Annotated in this window: 16 protein-coding genes; 8 read left to right on the top strand and 8 right to left on the bottom strand. The window is 63.4% G+C overall.

The genetic code is table 11. The annotated features are described in order from the left end of the window. Positions 1 to 101: 101 nt before the first annotated feature. The gene (locus FQ755_RS29155) at positions 102 to 734 is read right to left on the bottom strand and encodes a TetR/AcrR family transcriptional regulator (RefSeq protein ID WP_144159072.1); all 633 of its coding nucleotides are present in this window, start codon (positions 732 to 734) and stop codon (positions 102 to 104) included. A gap of 275 nt (positions 735 to 1009) precedes the next feature. Between FQ755_RS29155 and rsxB the strand changes: the two genes are divergently transcribed. The 3 genes from rsxB (at position 1010) to FQ755_RS29140 (ending at position 3312) form a co-directional block, all read left to right on the top strand. Next, entirely contained in the window at positions 1010 to 1933 is a 924-nt protein-coding gene (gene rsxB / locus FQ755_RS29150; RefSeq protein WP_186308691.1) for an electron transport complex subunit RsxB, read from the top strand. A 16-nt stretch (positions 1934 to 1949) separates the two neighbouring features. Beyond that, positions 1950 to 2594, top strand: coding sequence for an endonuclease III (gene nth, locus FQ755_RS29145; RefSeq protein WP_144159069.1), 645 nt, complete (start codon positions 1950 to 1952; stop codon positions 2592 to 2594). Positions 2595 to 2877: 283 nt separating this feature from the next. Continuing rightward, positions 2878 to 3312 carry a DUF1841 family protein gene (locus tag FQ755_RS29140; RefSeq protein WP_144159066.1) on the top strand — a complete coding sequence of 145 codons (435 nt, stop codon included), beginning with the start codon at positions 2878 to 2880 and terminating at the stop codon, positions 3310 to 3312. A 132-nt stretch (positions 3313 to 3444) separates the two neighbouring features. Here FQ755_RS29140 and FQ755_RS29135 read toward each other — a convergent pair whose 3' ends face one another. Next, positions 3445 to 3825 carry a c-type cytochrome gene (locus FQ755_RS29135; RefSeq protein ID WP_144159063.1) on the bottom strand — a complete coding sequence of 127 codons (381 nt, stop codon included), beginning with the start codon at positions 3823 to 3825 and terminating at the stop codon, positions 3445 to 3447. 53 nt (positions 3826 to 3878) lie between these two features. Beyond that, a complete protein-coding gene (locus FQ755_RS29130) occupies positions 3879 to 4247 on the bottom strand; it encodes a c-type cytochrome (protein ID WP_144159060.1) in 369 nt (122 codons plus the stop codon). A 303-nt stretch (positions 4248 to 4550) separates the two neighbouring features. Between FQ755_RS29130 and FQ755_RS29125 the strand changes: the two genes are divergently transcribed. From FQ755_RS29125 to FQ755_RS29105, 5 genes are all read left to right on the top strand, one after another. Further along, positions 4551 to 5393 (top strand): AAA family ATPase, encoded by an 843-nt coding sequence (locus FQ755_RS29125; RefSeq protein WP_144159057.1) that lies wholly within the window; start codon positions 4551 to 4553, stop codon positions 5391 to 5393. Positions 5394 to 5505: 112 nt separating this feature from the next. After that, positions 5506 to 6681 (top strand): vWA domain-containing protein, encoded by a 1176-nt coding sequence (locus tag FQ755_RS29120; protein ID WP_144159054.1) that lies wholly within the window; start codon positions 5506 to 5508, stop codon positions 6679 to 6681. Between the two features lie 82 nt (positions 6682 to 6763). Beyond that, positions 6764 to 7984 (top strand): benzoate/H(+) symporter BenE family transporter, encoded by a 1221-nt coding sequence (locus FQ755_RS29115; protein ID WP_144159050.1) that lies wholly within the window; start codon positions 6764 to 6766, stop codon positions 7982 to 7984. 236 nt (positions 7985 to 8220) lie between these two features. Then, positions 8221 to 9174 carry a transaldolase gene (tal, locus tag FQ755_RS29110; RefSeq protein ID WP_144159047.1) on the top strand — a complete coding sequence of 318 codons (954 nt, stop codon included), beginning with the start codon at positions 8221 to 8223 and terminating at the stop codon, positions 9172 to 9174. Between the two features lie 185 nt (positions 9175 to 9359). Then, positions 9360 to 9776 (top strand): VOC family protein, encoded by a 417-nt coding sequence (locus FQ755_RS29105; RefSeq protein ID WP_144159044.1) that lies wholly within the window; start codon positions 9360 to 9362, stop codon positions 9774 to 9776. Positions 9777 to 9862: 86 nt separating this feature from the next. On the opposite strand, the gene FQ755_RS29100 is transcribed toward FQ755_RS29105, so the two are convergent. From FQ755_RS29100 to FQ755_RS29080, 5 genes are all read right to left on the bottom strand, one after another. Then, positions 9863 to 11005, bottom strand: coding sequence for an FUSC family protein (locus FQ755_RS29100; protein WP_144159041.1), 1143 nt, complete (start codon positions 11003 to 11005; stop codon positions 9863 to 9865). A 117-nt stretch (positions 11006 to 11122) separates the two neighbouring features. After that, entirely contained in the window at positions 11123 to 12673 is a 1551-nt protein-coding gene (gene mctP / locus FQ755_RS29095; protein WP_144159038.1) for a monocarboxylate uptake permease MctP, read from the bottom strand. Continuing rightward, positions 12670 to 12909, bottom strand: coding sequence for a DUF3311 domain-containing protein (locus FQ755_RS29090; RefSeq protein WP_144159035.1), 240 nt, complete (start codon positions 12907 to 12909; stop codon positions 12670 to 12672). Before FQ755_RS29090 ends, mctP begins: the two co-directional genes overlap by 4 nt. Positions 12910 to 13150: 241 nt before the next feature. Next, complete coding sequence (locus tag FQ755_RS29085; protein ID WP_144159032.1) at positions 13151 to 14071, bottom strand: spermidine synthase; 921 nt, start codon at positions 14069 to 14071, stop codon at positions 13151 to 13153. Positions 14072 to 14236: 165 nt separating this feature from the next. After that, entirely contained in the window at positions 14237 to 14773 is a 537-nt protein-coding gene (locus FQ755_RS29080; protein ID WP_144159029.1) for a DNA-deoxyinosine glycosylase, read from the bottom strand. Between the last annotated feature and the right edge of the window lies 1 nt (position 14774).

Here is a 14774-nt window from a genome sequence, read left to right as displayed (position 1 = left end):
TGCCGCCAGATCGGGCGGCGTGGCGTCAAATGCCTGGGTCAGATACCTGGTTGCCCTTAGCTTTTAACCGACCGGACGCAACGCAACGGGTCTAGCCGGGTCTAGCGTCTGAGCAGATACGCGAGCAGCAACTCGGTGTTCATCTGCACGATTTCGCTGCGCTCGGACGCCGTGCTGAAATCGCGCCCGAGGGTGGCCTCCAGCGTGAAGCGATTCGACACAATGTAGTAGCCCATGCCCGAGAGCGTGACATAAAAGCGCAACGGGTCGACGTTGGTGCGGAACAGTCCCGCGCGCTGGCCGCGCTCGAGGATGCTGCCTAGCGTCGCAACAATGGGCGAGATCATTTCCCGAATGCGCGTGGACTTCTGCATATAGCGCGCCTCGTGCAGATTCTCGTTGTTGATGAGACGCAACAACTCGGGATGATCCCGGTAGTAGTCCCACACAAAATGCGCAAGACGCGTAATGGCCTCGACCGGCGCTATGCCGTTCAATTCCAGCGTGCGCTCCGCCTCGTTCAACGCGCCAAAGGCGTGCTCGAGCACCGCCGTGAATAGCTGCTCCTTACTCCCGAAGTAGTAATAGAGCATGCGTTCATTGGTTTCTGCGCGGCGGGCGATCTGGTCGACGCGTGCGCCGAACAACCCACCATTTGCAAATTCCTCAGCGGCCGCGAGCAGAATACGGCGCCGGGTGCCTTCAGGATCTCTTTTGATTTTCGGCTGATTCATGGTGGCATCATCGTGAGCCGCGTTATCCGGATCGCGCCGCCGGCCTCTCCTTGGCCTTTGCACCGGCAGCGTTAGCGGGCGCGCCATGGTTGGGGGACACCCTTCTGCGGTCTTTCGAAAAAAGCGCTTCGATTATGGCACATGGTTTGGCAATCGCAATCGGGGAAATCGGCGATAATGTGCTATTTCCCCTACGCCAGATGGAGCCAGCCAATCCGAGCTGCGCCCGTCTGCCGCCGGGCAGCGCAAGCGGCCTGCCGGCAAGCCTCACCGTCGTGACCGTGACCGATTCCAGAACACTCGCAGAGCGCATCGAAGATCTGCTTCCCCAGACTCAATGTACCAAGTGCGGCTATGCAGCATGCCGGCCCTACGCCGAAGCAGTAGCCGCCGGCACGGCCAACTACAACCAATGCCCGCCGGGCGGCGCCGAAGGCGTGGCGCGCCTGGCCGCCCTGCTCGGCAAGCCGGTCATCCCGCTCAATCCGGAGAATGGCGTCGAACGGCCGCGGCCACTGGCGGTGATCGACGAGAGCCTGTGCATCGGTTGCACGCTATGCATGCAAGCGTGTCCGGTAGACGCGATCCTTGGCGCTCCGAAACAGATGCACACGGTGATCGAGGCGCTATGCACCGGTTGCGATCTGTGCGTCGCGCCCTGCCCGGTGGATTGCATCGCCATGCTGCCGGTCACTGGCGCGGCGACCGGCTGGGAAGCGTGGACCGCCGCGCAGGCGAACGCGGCCCGCGCCCATCACGATCGACGCGAGGCGCGGCTCGCACGCGAACGCAATGCCGCGGAAGCACGCGTGGCGGCGCGGCGGGCGGCCAATAGCAGTAGCGGCATGGCCCATGAGAGTGCCGCTACTGCTATCGCAACCGACACGAGCGCGGCCTCCGCAGACGCGCGCTCACCTGCCGCCACCGCGCCCGCCGCCGACGACGCCGAAGCCAAAAAACGCGCAATCATCCAGGCCGCGCTCGACCGCGCGCGTCAAAAGAAGGCTGAACTGGCTGCCAAAGGCGCCGGTCCGCAAAACACGAAACGCGTGAGCGCCGACGTGCAGGCCCAGATCGATGCCGCGGAGGCACGTCGCCGGCGCCTCGGCATCGAGGCAGCCGCCGGCGCCACCGATGCCACCGATCAACAGCCAGCCGCCGCCGAAGCCCCCGCCACGCCTCGCGCGCCCAAACCCTGACCCCTCCCGCCCCGGTATGAACGCGAACAAACGCCGCGCCATCTACGAGACGCTTCAGAGCCTCAACCCCCATCCGACAACCGAACTCGAATACACCACACCGTTCGAACTCCTGATTGCGGTGATGCTGTCGGCGCAAGCCACCGACGTTTCGGTCAACAAAGCAATGCGCAAGATGTTCCCGGTGGCGAATACGCCGAAGCAGGTTTTCGCGCTCGGCGAAGAAGGCGTCGCCGACTACATCAAGACCATCGGCCTCTATCGGACCAAGGCGAAGAACGTCATCGCGACCTGCCGGATCCTGCTCGATCAATACGGCGGCGAGGTGCCGGACGACCGCGAGGCGCTAGAAAGCCTGCCGGGGGTCGGCCGCAAAACGGCCAACGTGGTGCTGAACACGGCCTTCGGGCATCCCACCATCGCGGTCGACACGCATATCTTTCGGGTTGCGAATCGAACCGGCCTCGCGCCCGGCAAAGACGTGCGCACGGTTGAAGCGGCGCTGGAGAAATTCACGCCCGCCGAGTTCCGCCAGGATGCGCATCACTGGCTGATCCTGCACGGCCGTTATGTGTGCAAGGCGCGCCGGCCCGAATGCTGGCATTGCGTGATCGAACCGCTGTGCGAGTTCAGGCCGAAGACGCCGGCGCCTGATCTTTGAGTTATCAAGGCGGGTTCCCGCAGGAAGGCTTTAGCGCCGTGTGCCGTGTGCCGTGTGCCGTGTGCCGTGTGCCGTGTGCCGTGTGCTCCGTGCTCCGTGCTCCGTGCTCCGTGCGGCTCGCAGCGGACCTCCCTTATGCCGCGCGTCGGCAAGGCCTCGCCCCCCGGCGTAAAATAATCGCTTGTCGTCGCGCCCAGGGTTTGCCCTTGGCATCGTTGAATACCTCGCTGCTTCCCGCACGCGCGCACGTTTTCGCACCATCCAACACTGCTTCCACTGCACGATGTTCAATCCCAGCCGCGACGAAGTCCGAAGTTTTTTCACCGAGACCTGGCGCAAGCAGCACGAGGGCACGATCCTGACACCGCTGGAGGCCATCGCCGCCGACTGGATCGTCGAGCACCCCGAATATCATGGCGAACTGGCCAACACCGAGGCCGCGTCCGCGCAGGACTACTCGCCCGAACGCGGCCAGACCAACCCGTTCCTGCATCTGTCGATGCATCTGGCGATCAGCGAGCAACTGTCGATCGACCAGCCGCCCGGCATTCGCGCGGCCCACGAGCGCCTGGCCGCCCGCCTCGGCTCGCCGCACGACGCGCAGCACGCCATCATGGAGTGCCTCGGGGAAACCCTGTGGGAAGCACAACGCACCGGCACGCCGCCGGACACCGACGCGTATCTGCAACGCATCGAACGGCGCGCCTCACGCGATTGACGCGCCGTCCGCTCAGCGCGGCGTCAGCGTCACGCATCAGGGTTCACCCCAAAACGAAACACCCCGCCAAGGCGGGGTGTTTGCATATCGACGCCGCCTAAAGCGACGTGCCACGCGGCTTGGGCGCGGCGCTTATTTCTTCTGCACCAGGTCGCCGCTCAGCGACTCGACATACGCGGCGATGTCCTTCATATCGCCCTGCGAGAGGCTTTGCACCTGCGCCTGCATGATCGCGTTGTTGCGGCCGAAGTGCGGGTTGCCGTTGCCCATCTGATACTGGCGCAGCGCCCAATAGATGTAATCGGCATGCTGGCCCGCGAGCTTCGGATATTCCGGGCTCACCGGCTTGTTGAGGTTGACGCCGTGGCAGGCCGCGCAGTTGTGCGCGTCGGCCAGCACCTTGCCGTTGCCGGCATCGGCGGCATGCGCCACGTTTGCGGCCAGACCGAGACATGCCGCCGCTGCGCAGACAGCCTTGAACATCGTATGGAGTGCCAGTTGAGGCTTCTTCATGAATTCTCCTGTCCCGCGAAAGTAATAAGACTGGATGGATGACCGCAGCCGATTTACTTATCGGGATTGCTTTTCGAAGCGGGGGTCTGCGCCGCGTAGTACGCCGCAATGTCGGCAATGTCCTGATCGGACAGCGAAGCGGTAATGGCGTGCATCGTCTCGAAGTGACGGTCGCCCTTCTTGTATTCGTGCAACGCGTTCTCGAGATACGCCTGATTCTGACCGCCCAGCACCGGCACCCGGTAGACCTCGGGGTAGGCCGTGCGGTATTCGGGAATGCCGTGACAGCCAATACACATTGAAACCTTGCCCTGGCCTGCCTTGGCGTTGCCGACGACATCCGCTGCCTGGGCACTGGCCGCGTAGCCCGCTAGCACCGACAGCGCAGCGATTACAACGTGTTTGCCGACGAATTTATTCATAGCATGTAACCTGGCTTGAGGGGAAACGGGCGCCCAAAGGCAACAGCCTGCACCATTCTTCTTCTAGGGTTACCACGCAGGCCAAAAAAATCGGGCTAATTGTACCGCGACGCTATTGCGGGCGTCCACCGGGCGGGAGGCGCGGCCCGGTGCGCCTCCCCGCTCGCCGCCGGCCATGGCGCGCTGCCCGCCCACCGGACCGCGCCCCGCCAGCCGGTGCGGATGACACCATACGCCAGCGCGATTCAGCCCAACAGGGCTTCTGACTTATACTGGAATTTTTCCCCGAACGAGCGTCTCGCCATGCGTTTCGAAGGCTCAGCGCAGTACGTCGCCACCGACGACCTCAAGCTCGCGGTCAACGCCGCGATGACCCTGCAACGGCCGCTGCTCATCAAAGGCGAGCCCGGCACCGGCAAAACCATGCTCGCCGAGGAAGTGGCGGCGGCGCTCGGCATGCCGCTCATGCAGTGGCATATCAAGTCCACCACCAAGGCGCAGCAGGGCCTGTACGAATACGACGCGGTGTCGCGTCTGCGCGACTCGCAACTCGGCGACGAACGCGTCAAGGACATCCGCAACTACATCGTCAAGGGCGTGCTGTGGCAGGCCTTCGAAGCGGAGCAGCAGACCGTGCTGCTGATCGACGAGATCGACAAGGCCGACATCGAATTCCCCAACGACCTGCTGCGCGAACTCGACCGCATGGAGTTCTACGTCTACGAGACGCACGAACTGGTGCGCGCGAAACACCGCCCGCTCGTCATCATCACCTCGAACAACGAGAAGGAATTGCCGGACGCGTTCCTGCGCCGCTGCTTCTTCCACTACATCAAGTTCCCCGACCCGGTGACGATGCAGCAGATCGTCGAGGTGCATTTCCCCACCATCAAGAAAGACCTGCTGAGCGCGGCGATGGCGAGCTTCTTCGAACTGCGCAACGTCTCGGGCCTGAAGAAGAAACCGTCCACGTCGGAACTGCTCGACTGGTTGAAGCTCCTGCTGGCCGAGGACATTCCGCCCGAAGCGCTGCGCTCGTCGGATCAAAAGCAGATCATTCCCCCGCTGCATGGCGCGCTGCTGAAGAACGAACAGGACGTAAGCCTGTTCGAGCGGCTCATTTTCATGAACCGCAACAACCGTTGAACGGAGTGCGCGCGTCTCGGTGACGAAGCACTCGCCATACGCAAGCGCGCCGGCCACTGCGTCAGATACGCTGAATGCGCCGGGTGCGCTTAAGTAGAGTTGAGGAACCCGCATGCTGATCGACTTCTTTTATTCGTTGCGCGCGGCGAAGTTGCCCGTCTCCGTGAAGGAGTACCTGACGCTGCTCGAAGCGCTGAAAGCGAGCGTGATCGCGCCGTCGCTCGACGAGTTCTACTACCTCGCCCGTCTCACGCTGGTGAAAGACGAGCAGTATTTCGACAAGTTCGACCAGGCTTTCGGCGCGTATTTCAATGGCGTGGCCGCCAGGTCCGATCTCGCGCTCGACGTACCGCTCGACTGGCTGAAGAAAAAATTGCAGCGCGATTTGTCGCCGGAAGAAAAAGCGCAGATCGAAGCAATGGGCGGCCTCGACAAGCTGATGGAGCGCCTCAAGGAACTGTTCGACGAACAGAAGGACCGCCATGAAGGCGGCAACCGCTGGATCGGCACGGGCGGCACCTCGCCCTTCGGCAACGGCGGCTATAACCCGGAGGGCATCCGCATTGGCGGCGAGGCCGGCGGCAACCGCACCGGTGTGAAGGTGTGGGAAGCACGCGCCTATCGCGACTACGACGACCAGGTGGAAATCGGCACGCGCAACATCAAGGTGGCGCTGCGGCGGCTGCGCCGCTTCGCGCGCGAAGGCGCCGCCGACGAGCTCGACCTGCCCGACACGATCCGCAGCACCGCGGCCAACGCCGGCTGGCTCGATCTGAAGATGGTGCCCGAGCGGCACAACAACGTGAAAGTGCTGATGCTGCTCGACGTGGGCGGCTCGATGGACGACCACATCAAACGCACCGAAGAGCTGTTCTCGGCCGCCAAGGCCGAATTCAAGCATCTCGAGTTCTACTACTTCCACAACTGCGTGTACGACTTCCTGTGGAAGAACAACCGGCGCCGTCATGCGGAACGCATGCCCACGTGGGATGTGCTGCACAAGTTTACGCCGGAATACAAGCTGATCTTCGTCGGCGACGCCACCATGAGTCCCTACGAAGTGCTGCAGCCGGGCGGCTCGGTGGAATACAACAATCCCGAGGCGGGCGCGGTGTGGCTGCGGCGTCTCGCGGACCACTTCCCGCGGCACGCGTGGCTCAATCCCGAGCCCGAAGGGCTATGGGAATACCGGCAATCGGTCTCGGTGATCCGCGAAGTGCTCGGGCATCGGATGTATCCTCTCACGCTTGCCGGCCTGGAAACAGCGATGCGCGCCTTGAGCAAATAAGTTCGAAAATAAGTCTGGAAAATAAGTCTGGAAAATAAGCTGGCTCACATACCGCTACACACAAAACCCTGAGACCTTCTGCATGAGCTCCCCTTCGTCGCCCGAGCTGTCCCCTTCCGCCGCGCCGCCGGCGCGTCTTCGGCCGTTCGCGGATACGTCCCTGTCGGCGGTCGTGGCCGGCTTCGTCGCGATGATGACGGGCTACACCAGCTCGCTCGTGCTGATGTTCCAGGCGGGTCAGGCGGCGCATCTGTCCGACGCGCAGATTTCCTCGTGGATCTGGGCGCTGTCGGTCGGCATGGCGCTTTGCACCATCGGCCTGTCGCTGCGCTTTCGCGCGCCGATCGTGATTGCCTGGTCGACGCCGGGCGCGGCGCTGCTGGTGACGTCGCTCGCGCACGTGGCCTATCCGGAAGCGATCGGCGCGTTTATCGTCTGCGCGCTGCTGCTGACCGTGGTCGGCCTGACCGGCTGGTTCGATACGTTGATGAAGAAAATCCCGGCCGGCATCGCCTCCGCGCTGCTGGCGGGCATCCTGTTCGAGATCGGCATCGAAATTTTCCGCGCGGCGCAATTCCAGACCGCACTGGTGCTGGCGATGTTCTTCACCTACCTCGTCATCAAGCGCCTCGCGCCGCGCTATGCCATCGTGACGACGCTCGTCGTCGGCACGGCGGTGGCCGGCGGCCTCGGCCTGCTCGACTTCAGCCACTTTCATGTGGCGCTCGCGCATCCGGTGCTGACCGTGCCTGTGTTTTCCGTTGCGGCCATCGTCAGCATCGGCATTCCGCTCTTCGTGGTGGCAATGGCCTCGCAGAATGTGCCGGGCATCGCCGTGTTGCGCGCCGACGGCTACACCACGCCGTCCGCCCCGCTGATCGCCACGACCGGCATCGCCTCGCTGCTGCTCGCGCCGTTTGGCTCGCACGGCATCAATCTTGCGGCGATAACTGCAGCCATCTGTACAGGCCCGGAAGCCCATGAAGATCGTAACAAGCGCTACACCGCCGCCGTCTGGTGTGGCGTGTTTTACCTGATCGCCGGGATTTTCGGCGCCACCATCGCTGCCCTGTTCGCCTCGCTGCCCAAGGCGCTGGTGGTATCGGTGGCGGCGCTCGCGCTGTTCGGCTCGATCATGAGCGGGCTGGCCAACGCCATGCAGGACCTGAAGCAGCGCGAAGCGGCGCTGGTCACCTTCATGGTGACCGCCTCCGGCCTCACGCTGCTGTCGATCGGCTCGGCGTTCTGGGGGCTGGTGGCGGGCGTGTTGACGCAAGTCGTGCTGAACGCGCGGCGCGCCTGAATGACCGCCGCGCGAAGGCGGAATCGGACATCATCTGAGATAGAACCGACCGGCGCGGGCAAGTGGCGACGCCGCATCGACCGATCCGCCATAGAATAGAAGTATCGGGCGGCATTTCCCGGCAGAATCGTGGAAGTGCCGCAGCGTGAAATGCTGCCGCAGGAGCAACCGCCCGGTTTCCTCTGCGGCACCCTCCACCTTTGGACCATTGCGCCTGTGCGCCTTGAAGGCTCGACATGACTACCGCACTCGATCAACTCAAGCAATTCACGACCGTCGTCGCCGATACCGGTGACTTCCAGCAACTCGCCCAGTACAAGCCGCAGGACGCGACCACCAACCCGTCGCTGATCCTCAAGGCCGTGCAGAAGGACGACTATCGCCCGCTGCTCGAAAAAACCGTGCGCGATCACGCCTCGAAGCCGGTCGGTGCGATTATCGACAACCTGCTGATCGCGTTCGGCACGGAAATCCTCAAGATCATCCCGGGCCGCGTGTCGACCGAAGTCGACGCGCGCCTGTCGTTCGACATCAAGGGCTCGATCGACAAGGGTCACGAACTGATCAAGCTGTACGAAGCCGCCGGCATCGGCCGCGAGCGCATCCTGATCAAACTGGCGTCCACGTGGGAAGGCGTGCGCGCGGCCGAGCAACTGCAGAAGGAAGGCATTCACTGCAACATGACGCTGCTGTTCTCGCTCGCCCAGGCCGCCGCCTGTGCCGAAGCGGGTGCGCAACTGATCTCGCCGTTCGTGGGCCGCATCTACGACTGGTACAAGAAGAACGCCGGCAGCGCGTGGGATGAAGCGAAAGACGGCGGCGCGAACGATCCGGGCGTGCAGTCGGTGCGCCGAATTTACGCGTACTACAAGAAGTTCGGCTACAAGACCGAAGTGATGGGCGCGAGCTTCCGCACGCCGGGCCAGGTGCTCGAACTGGCGGGCTGCGACCTGCTGACGATCAGCCCGGATCTGCTGCAAAAACTGCAGGACAGCACCGACAAGGTGGAGCGCAAGCTGTCGCCGGAACTGGGCCAGGGTGCGAATATCGAACGCGTGGCGGTGGACGAATCGACTTTCCGCTTCCTCGTCAACGACGAAGCCATGGCCACGGAAAAACTCGCCGAAGGGATTCGCGCGTTCGCCGCGGATGCAGTCAAGCTGGAAAAGCTGATCGAAGAACTGCGTTAAGCGCTGGCGGGAGGCGCGGCGCGAGCGGCGAGCAACACGGCCGCGACGCGCCGCCACGCCTCACCTTTACCGGATTTCACAAATGACGCCACAGCGGACGACTACAATCGTTCGCTGTGGCGTCGTTTTTTTCGCGTGGGCGGATGCGGCGTCCAGAACGTCACTCTGATCGACAGGAGACGAAGATGGAAATCCAGTCTTATATATTTTTCGATGGCCGCTGCGAACAGGCCATTCAGTTCTACACCGACAAAATCGGCGCCGAAGTGCAGCTCAAGCTGCACTATAAGGACGCGCCGCCCGACGCCAACCGCCAGGTCGATCCGAAGTTCGACAACATGGTGATGCATGCCTCGGTGAAGATCGGCTCGTCCGTCCTGATGATGTCCGACAACTGCATGAGCGACACCGTCACGCACGATGGCTTCAAACTGTCGCTCACGGCCAATGACGCCGCTCACGGCGAAAAGCTCTTTAACGCGCTGGCCGAAGGCGGCAAGGTCGACATGCCCTGGCAGGCCACCTTCTGGAGCCAGGGCTTCGGTATGCTGACGGACAAGTTTGGCATCGGCTGGATGGTGACCCTTCCCCACACGAACTGAGCGCGAATCGATCAAGCGCGGCGGCTGTTCCGTCTGCGCTCGGCGGCGCGGAAAACCGCGTGTTAAGCGCGCGGCGTTTCAACCGGTCACCGCGCGTCCGCCGCTTTCTGAAGTTGCGGGCCGTGCCGCTCGATATTCCAGTTCGGCTCCGTTTCGAGCAGCAAGGCCCGCAAGTGGTCGACCTGCTCGATCATCCGCTCCCCCAGCCAATACGGCCCTTGCAATTCGGGCGCCAGGTGCGGCGCGAACGCGCCGCCGGGAACACACGCCAGCACCACCTTGGGCGCGAGAAAGCGCGCCGCGCCGCCAAAGCGCAAGCCGCGCGCCATGGCCAGCAGCATGGCCCGCACCGCGCGCGCCTCGGCCCCGCATTGCTGTGCAAATGCCGCACGGCCGGCCACATCCGCCTGTGCGAGCGCGCCGGTCGCCATGATTTCCAGCGCACTCAACACCGAGCGATGCACGCGCTGAATCTCTTCGAGTTTCGCCGCCGGCGCCTCGATCTCCTTCGCCACGGATGGCATCAGTCCGCGCAATTGCACGAGCCGCGCATTCAGTTCCAGAAACGTCTTGATCTGTTCGTCGGCGTCGAATGGTTCGCCATCCACGAGACGGGTGTAGATCCGCGCACAGCCGCGCAGATTGTCGGCGAGCAGATAGCGCCACGAATAGGTGGCGTGCAGCGGCAGCGCAAATGAGAACGCCAGCGCGATCACAATGCCGATCAGCACGTTCAGCGTGCGCCACAGGCCGGTGTCGATCAGATTGTCGCCATGGCCCGCCACGATGCACATGGTGATCGCCGTCAGCAACCCGATATAGCCTGCCTTGCCGATGGCATACCACGCGCAGATGCCCGCCACGATGGACATCAGCACATAAGTGAGCCAGAGCGAGCCGAACAGGTTTTGCTGCAGGATGAGCACGAGCCCGATGGACGCGCCGAGCAAGGTCCCCGCTGCCCGGTCCGCCGCTTTCTTGCGGATGTTGCCGTGATGCTGCAAGCCGCCGATCACCACCAGCAGCGTCACCGACGACCAGATGCCATGCGGAATATCGATGCCCGTGGTGGCGAGAATCGACACGATCATTGCCAGGCCGACCCGCACGCTATGCAGCAGCTTGGCGTGCCGGTAACGGTAGTACGGCGAGACGACCGCCCGGACGACGCGCCCGAAGCGGGTACGGCGCGGCATCACGGAATGGGACTCGGAGTCGGCTGAAGACATGGTCGCGCGGGACGGGAGCGGCAATCCGCCTATCCTGCACCAAAATGCAAAACGCCCGCAAATTTTCGTTGCGGGCGCTTGAGAAGCATCGGAAATGCCGACGGTACGACTGATCCGTCAGCTTTCCACCACGTCCAGATAATCTTCCGGACTGGTGCGGTCTTCGGCGTGCTTGAGACCCACCGCGCGCACCAGCAGGCTCACCACCACCGACACCACCAGGTTGACGATCAGCGACCACACCGCGGCATAACCGGGAATCGCCACGCCGAACAGATGGATCGTGAAGATCGAACCGGCCAGTTTCAGCGAAACCGCCATCCAGGTGCCGGTGCCGATACCGACGGCCCAGCCGAGCAGCAGGCCGCGATAGTCGAGCACACGCGTGTACAGACCAAGCACGATAGCCGGCAGCGTCTGGATGATCCAGATGCCGCCCAGCAACTGCAACTGGATTGCATACGTCAGCGGCAAGCCAAGAATGAAGGCCACCGCCCCCACCTTGACGATCAGCGAAACCAGTTTGGCGATGTTGGTTTCCTGCTCGTTGGTCATATGGCGGTTGATGAACTCCTTGTGGATGTTGCGTGTGTACAGGTTGGCCGCCGCAATCGACATGATCGCCGCCGGCACCAGCGCGCCGATGCCGATGGCCGCGAACGCCACGCCGACGAACCACGACGGGAAGAAGTGCAGGAATAGCGCGGGCACGGCGAAGTTCGGTCCGAAGGCCTTGAAGTACGGCGCGTACTCCGGCATGTCCTTCACGCCCGCCGCGAGCGCCATGAAGCCGAGCAGCGCAAGCAGGCCGAGCACCAGCGAATAGGCCGGCAGCATGGCCATGTTGCGGCGGATCGTATTGCCCGATTTCGACGACAGCACCGCGGTAATCGAGTGCGGATAAAGGAACAGCGCGAGCGCCGAGCCCACTGCGAGCGTGGCGTAGGCGCTATAGCCGTTCAGGCTCGACACGTCCGGCGCCTTGAGCAGCAGCTTGGCCGGCGGCACCGCGCCGAAGATATGGCCAAAGCCGCCCAGTTGCGGCGGAATCACGATCACCGCGGCGGCAATCGTGACGTAGATCAGCACGTCCTTGACGACCGCGATCATGGCCGGCGCGCGCAGGCCCGAGGTGTACGTGTAGGCAGCCAGAATCGCGAAGGCGATGATGAGCGGCAGATCGCCGACGAAACCCGTCGTGTCGAACCCGAGCGCGCCGATCACCACTTCGATACCCACCAGTTGCAGCGCGATGTACGGCATGGTGGCGACGATACCGGTCACCGCGACGGCCAGAGCCAGCGTCTTGCTGCCATAGCGGGCGTTGACGAAGTCGGCCGACGTCACGTAGCCGTGACGTTTCGCAATGCTCCACAATTTCGGGAACACGACAAAAGCAAACGGATAGATCAGGATCGTATAAGGCAGCGCGAAGAAGCCCGTGGCGCCGGCGCCGAATACCAGCGCGGGCACCGCGACGAAGGTGTACGCGGTGTACAGGTCGCCGCCCAGCAGGAACCATGTGACGATGGTGCCGAAGCGCCGCCCGCCGAGGCCCCATTCCTCCAGGTGCGCGAGATCGCCGCGCCGCCAGTGAGCCGCAATGAAGCCGAGAATGGTGACGCCGATAAAGAACAGAACGAAGACAAAGGTGGCGACGGGATTCATCGGGCGCCCCCTTGCGAGCTATCCGGCAAACGCCGTTTGGTCTTGAAGTACACCAGAGCCGTGATGACCGCGCTGATCAGCACCCACAACAGCTGATACCAGTAAAAGAACGGGAAATCGAACAACTGGGGTTCCACCTTGTTGTATGACGGCACCCAGATCATCGCGATCCAGGGAAGCAGCAGCAACCAGAGCCAGCGGCGGCTGGCCTTGTTCGCGGTGGCGTCGTGAGCCATGACGTCTCCTCTTTCCTTTTATTGATTTGTCCCGTGATTGACGGGTGGCGGACCCGACGGCTCATGGCCGTCCTGCGGATGGGCCACGGACGTCCGAAAGCAATGAAAGAGTATAGGAGTCGCAAAGGTACGGTCAAGCAGGGTGGACCCGAGGCGGGACCATGCCGGAAACCGTAGGAAAGAACGACGCGGCGGGCAGGAAATGCCCGCCGGATGGAGATCGTCGCGCGGCGCGGGGTGCCTAGATCCGGAACGAACCGGTTTGCTGCCCGGTCGATTCCTGCAAGCCTTTGATCCACTTGCGGGCCGGCAGGCCGAGTTCCGCTTCGATCACTTTGGCGCGCGCCTGCAAGGTGGCGAACGGCACCTCGAGCGCGGGGCCCGAGAACGCGATGGCTACGCGATTGCCATCGTGTACTTCGGGCAGCGCGAACACGCGGCCGTCGAAGGCTTCGTTCAGCCGCTTCATGTTGCGCACGAAGCTCGGATGATCGCCGAACAGGTTGACCGTCACCACGCCCGCATCGGCGAGGCAGGCGCGCACGGCGCGGTAGAACGCGACGCTATCGAGCACCGGACCGCGCGCCGTCGCATCGTAGACGTCGATCTGCAACGCGCCGATCGTGCCGTGATTCGCGCGGTCGTTGACGAAGTCCCACGCGTCGATTTCGTGCACCGTCAGACGCGCGTCGTCATACGGCAGCTCGAACATCGTGCGCGCCGCGATCACCACGGCCGGATTCAATTCCACCGCTTCGACCTTCGCACGCGTCAGAAAGCGATACGCGAATTTGGTCAGCGCCGCGGCGCCCAGACCGAGCTGAACGATGCGCTTCGGCGTTTCGAGGAAAAGCAGCCAGGCCATCATCTGCTCGGCGTATTCGAGCTCGATGTGATCCGGCTTGCGCAAGCGCATCGCGCCTTGCACCCACTCCGTGCCGAAATGCAGATAGCGCACGCCGCTCTCTTCCGAGAACGTCACCGGGGCAAAGCGCGGCTTGCGCGGGGCTTCGATTTGAGGGGCGTCGTCGAGATCGTCGTCGGGTGCGGCACGCTTCGTCGTGCGGGTCATTTTTTGCAGCTTCGGATTGACGCCGGCGTCGGCCTGTTTGTTGCGGAAAGCACGCGCTTCGGCGGAAGCACGCTTGATCAGTTTGGTCATGTGGGATGTCGCTTGAGAGACGTCATTTTGGTTCGAACGAGAGCATAGCATTGGCCATGGTCGGGGCCGCGGCGAATCGTTTGGGGCGCGGGGCTAACGGGCGGGGCTTGTTGGGCTTGTCCGGCTTGTTCGGTCAGCGATGCACCAGGGCGAGCGTGCGAGACGCTAACGAACCGCGCGGGTGCGCGGAGTGTCGCCCGCGCCCGGCTCGGCCAGCCAGTTACGCAGCACCTGCCACGCCTTGAGCTTCTCCGCATACGCCAGCGTGTAAGCCGGGCTGCTCGAAGGCAGGCTGATGAATTCGACCTTTCCGGCCGCCTCCCGCAAGGCCCGCAGACCTAGCCGCGTGGCCGTACCGCCGTTGAAAGCGACGGCGCCCAGATGCGGCAGCGATTCCACCAGGGCCAGCAAATCGTTGCTCGCGTGGTTGCGAATCCGGCTATCCAGGCTGCCCTCGCGCTGCGCCTCGGCGACGACGTCCCATAAGCCGATGCGATGACGCAACAGCGTCTGCAGCCGCGTTGCATAGTCGAGACCGGGCAGATCCTCGCCCGTCACGTCGCCGATCAGATGCCAAAAACGGTTCTGCTTATGCGCGTAATACTGAGATTGCGCCAGCGAGACCTCGCCGGGCAGGCTGCCGAGTACGAGGACTTGAGTGTTGGCGTCGACGACCGGTGGAAAGCAGCGTTTCGGCGTCATG

Origin of the sequence: Paraburkholderia sp. BCC1885 (genome assembly GCF_900996235.1) — a bacterium.
Lineage (GTDB): Bacteria > Pseudomonadota > Gammaproteobacteria > Burkholderiales > Burkholderiaceae > Paraburkholderia.
The sequence above is the reverse complement of the archived record's forward strand: the minus strand, read 5'-3'. Positions and strand labels throughout refer to the sequence as shown.

What these genes read in the sequence shown, in the direction of transcription:
- FQ755_RS29100 (WP_144159041.1), bottom strand. Translation starts at nt 11,005, where the DNA reads ATGTCTTCAGCCGACTCCGAGTCCCATTCCGTGATGCCGCGCCGTACC.
- FQ755_RS29085 (WP_144159032.1), bottom strand. Translation starts at nt 14,071, where the DNA reads ATGACCAAACTGATCAAGCGTGCTTCCGCCGAAGCGCGTGCTTTCCGC.
- FQ755_RS29115 (WP_144159050.1), top strand. Translation starts at nt 6,764, where the DNA reads ATGAGCTCCCCTTCGTCGCCCGAGCTGTCCCCTTCCGCCGCGCCGCCG.
- FQ755_RS29090 (WP_144159035.1), bottom strand. Translation starts at nt 12,909, where the DNA reads ATGGCTCACGACGCCACCGCGAACAAGGCCAGCCGCCGCTGGCTCTGG.
- tal (WP_144159047.1), top strand. Translation starts at nt 8,221, where the DNA reads ATGACTACCGCACTCGATCAACTCAAGCAATTCACGACCGTCGTCGCC.
- FQ755_RS29140 (WP_144159066.1), top strand. Translation starts at nt 2,878, where the DNA reads ATGTTCAATCCCAGCCGCGACGAAGTCCGAAGTTTTTTCACCGAGACC.
- mctP (WP_144159038.1), bottom strand. Translation starts at nt 12,673, where the DNA reads ATGAATCCCGTCGCCACCTTTGTCTTCGTTCTGTTCTTTATCGGCGTC.
- FQ755_RS29130 (WP_144159060.1), bottom strand. Translation starts at nt 4,247, where the DNA reads ATGAATAAATTCGTCGGCAAACACGTTGTAATCGCTGCGCTGTCGGTG.
- FQ755_RS29125 (WP_144159057.1), top strand. Translation starts at nt 4,551, where the DNA reads ATGCGTTTCGAAGGCTCAGCGCAGTACGTCGCCACCGACGACCTCAAG.
- nth (WP_144159069.1), top strand. Translation starts at nt 1,950, where the DNA reads ATGAACGCGAACAAACGCCGCGCCATCTACGAGACGCTTCAGAGCCTC.
- FQ755_RS29155 (WP_144159072.1), bottom strand. Translation starts at nt 734, where the DNA reads ATGAATCAGCCGAAAATCAAAAGAGATCCTGAAGGCACCCGGCGCCGT.
- FQ755_RS29080 (WP_144159029.1), bottom strand. Translation starts at nt 14,773, where the DNA reads ATGACGCCGAAACGCTGCTTTCCACCGGTCGTCGACGCCAACACTCAA.
- FQ755_RS29120 (WP_144159054.1), top strand. Translation starts at nt 5,506, where the DNA reads ATGCTGATCGACTTCTTTTATTCGTTGCGCGCGGCGAAGTTGCCCGTC.
- FQ755_RS29135 (WP_144159063.1), bottom strand. Translation starts at nt 3,825, where the DNA reads ATGAAGAAGCCTCAACTGGCACTCCATACGATGTTCAAGGCTGTCTGC.
- FQ755_RS29105 (WP_144159044.1), top strand. Translation starts at nt 9,360, where the DNA reads ATGGAAATCCAGTCTTATATATTTTTCGATGGCCGCTGCGAACAGGCC.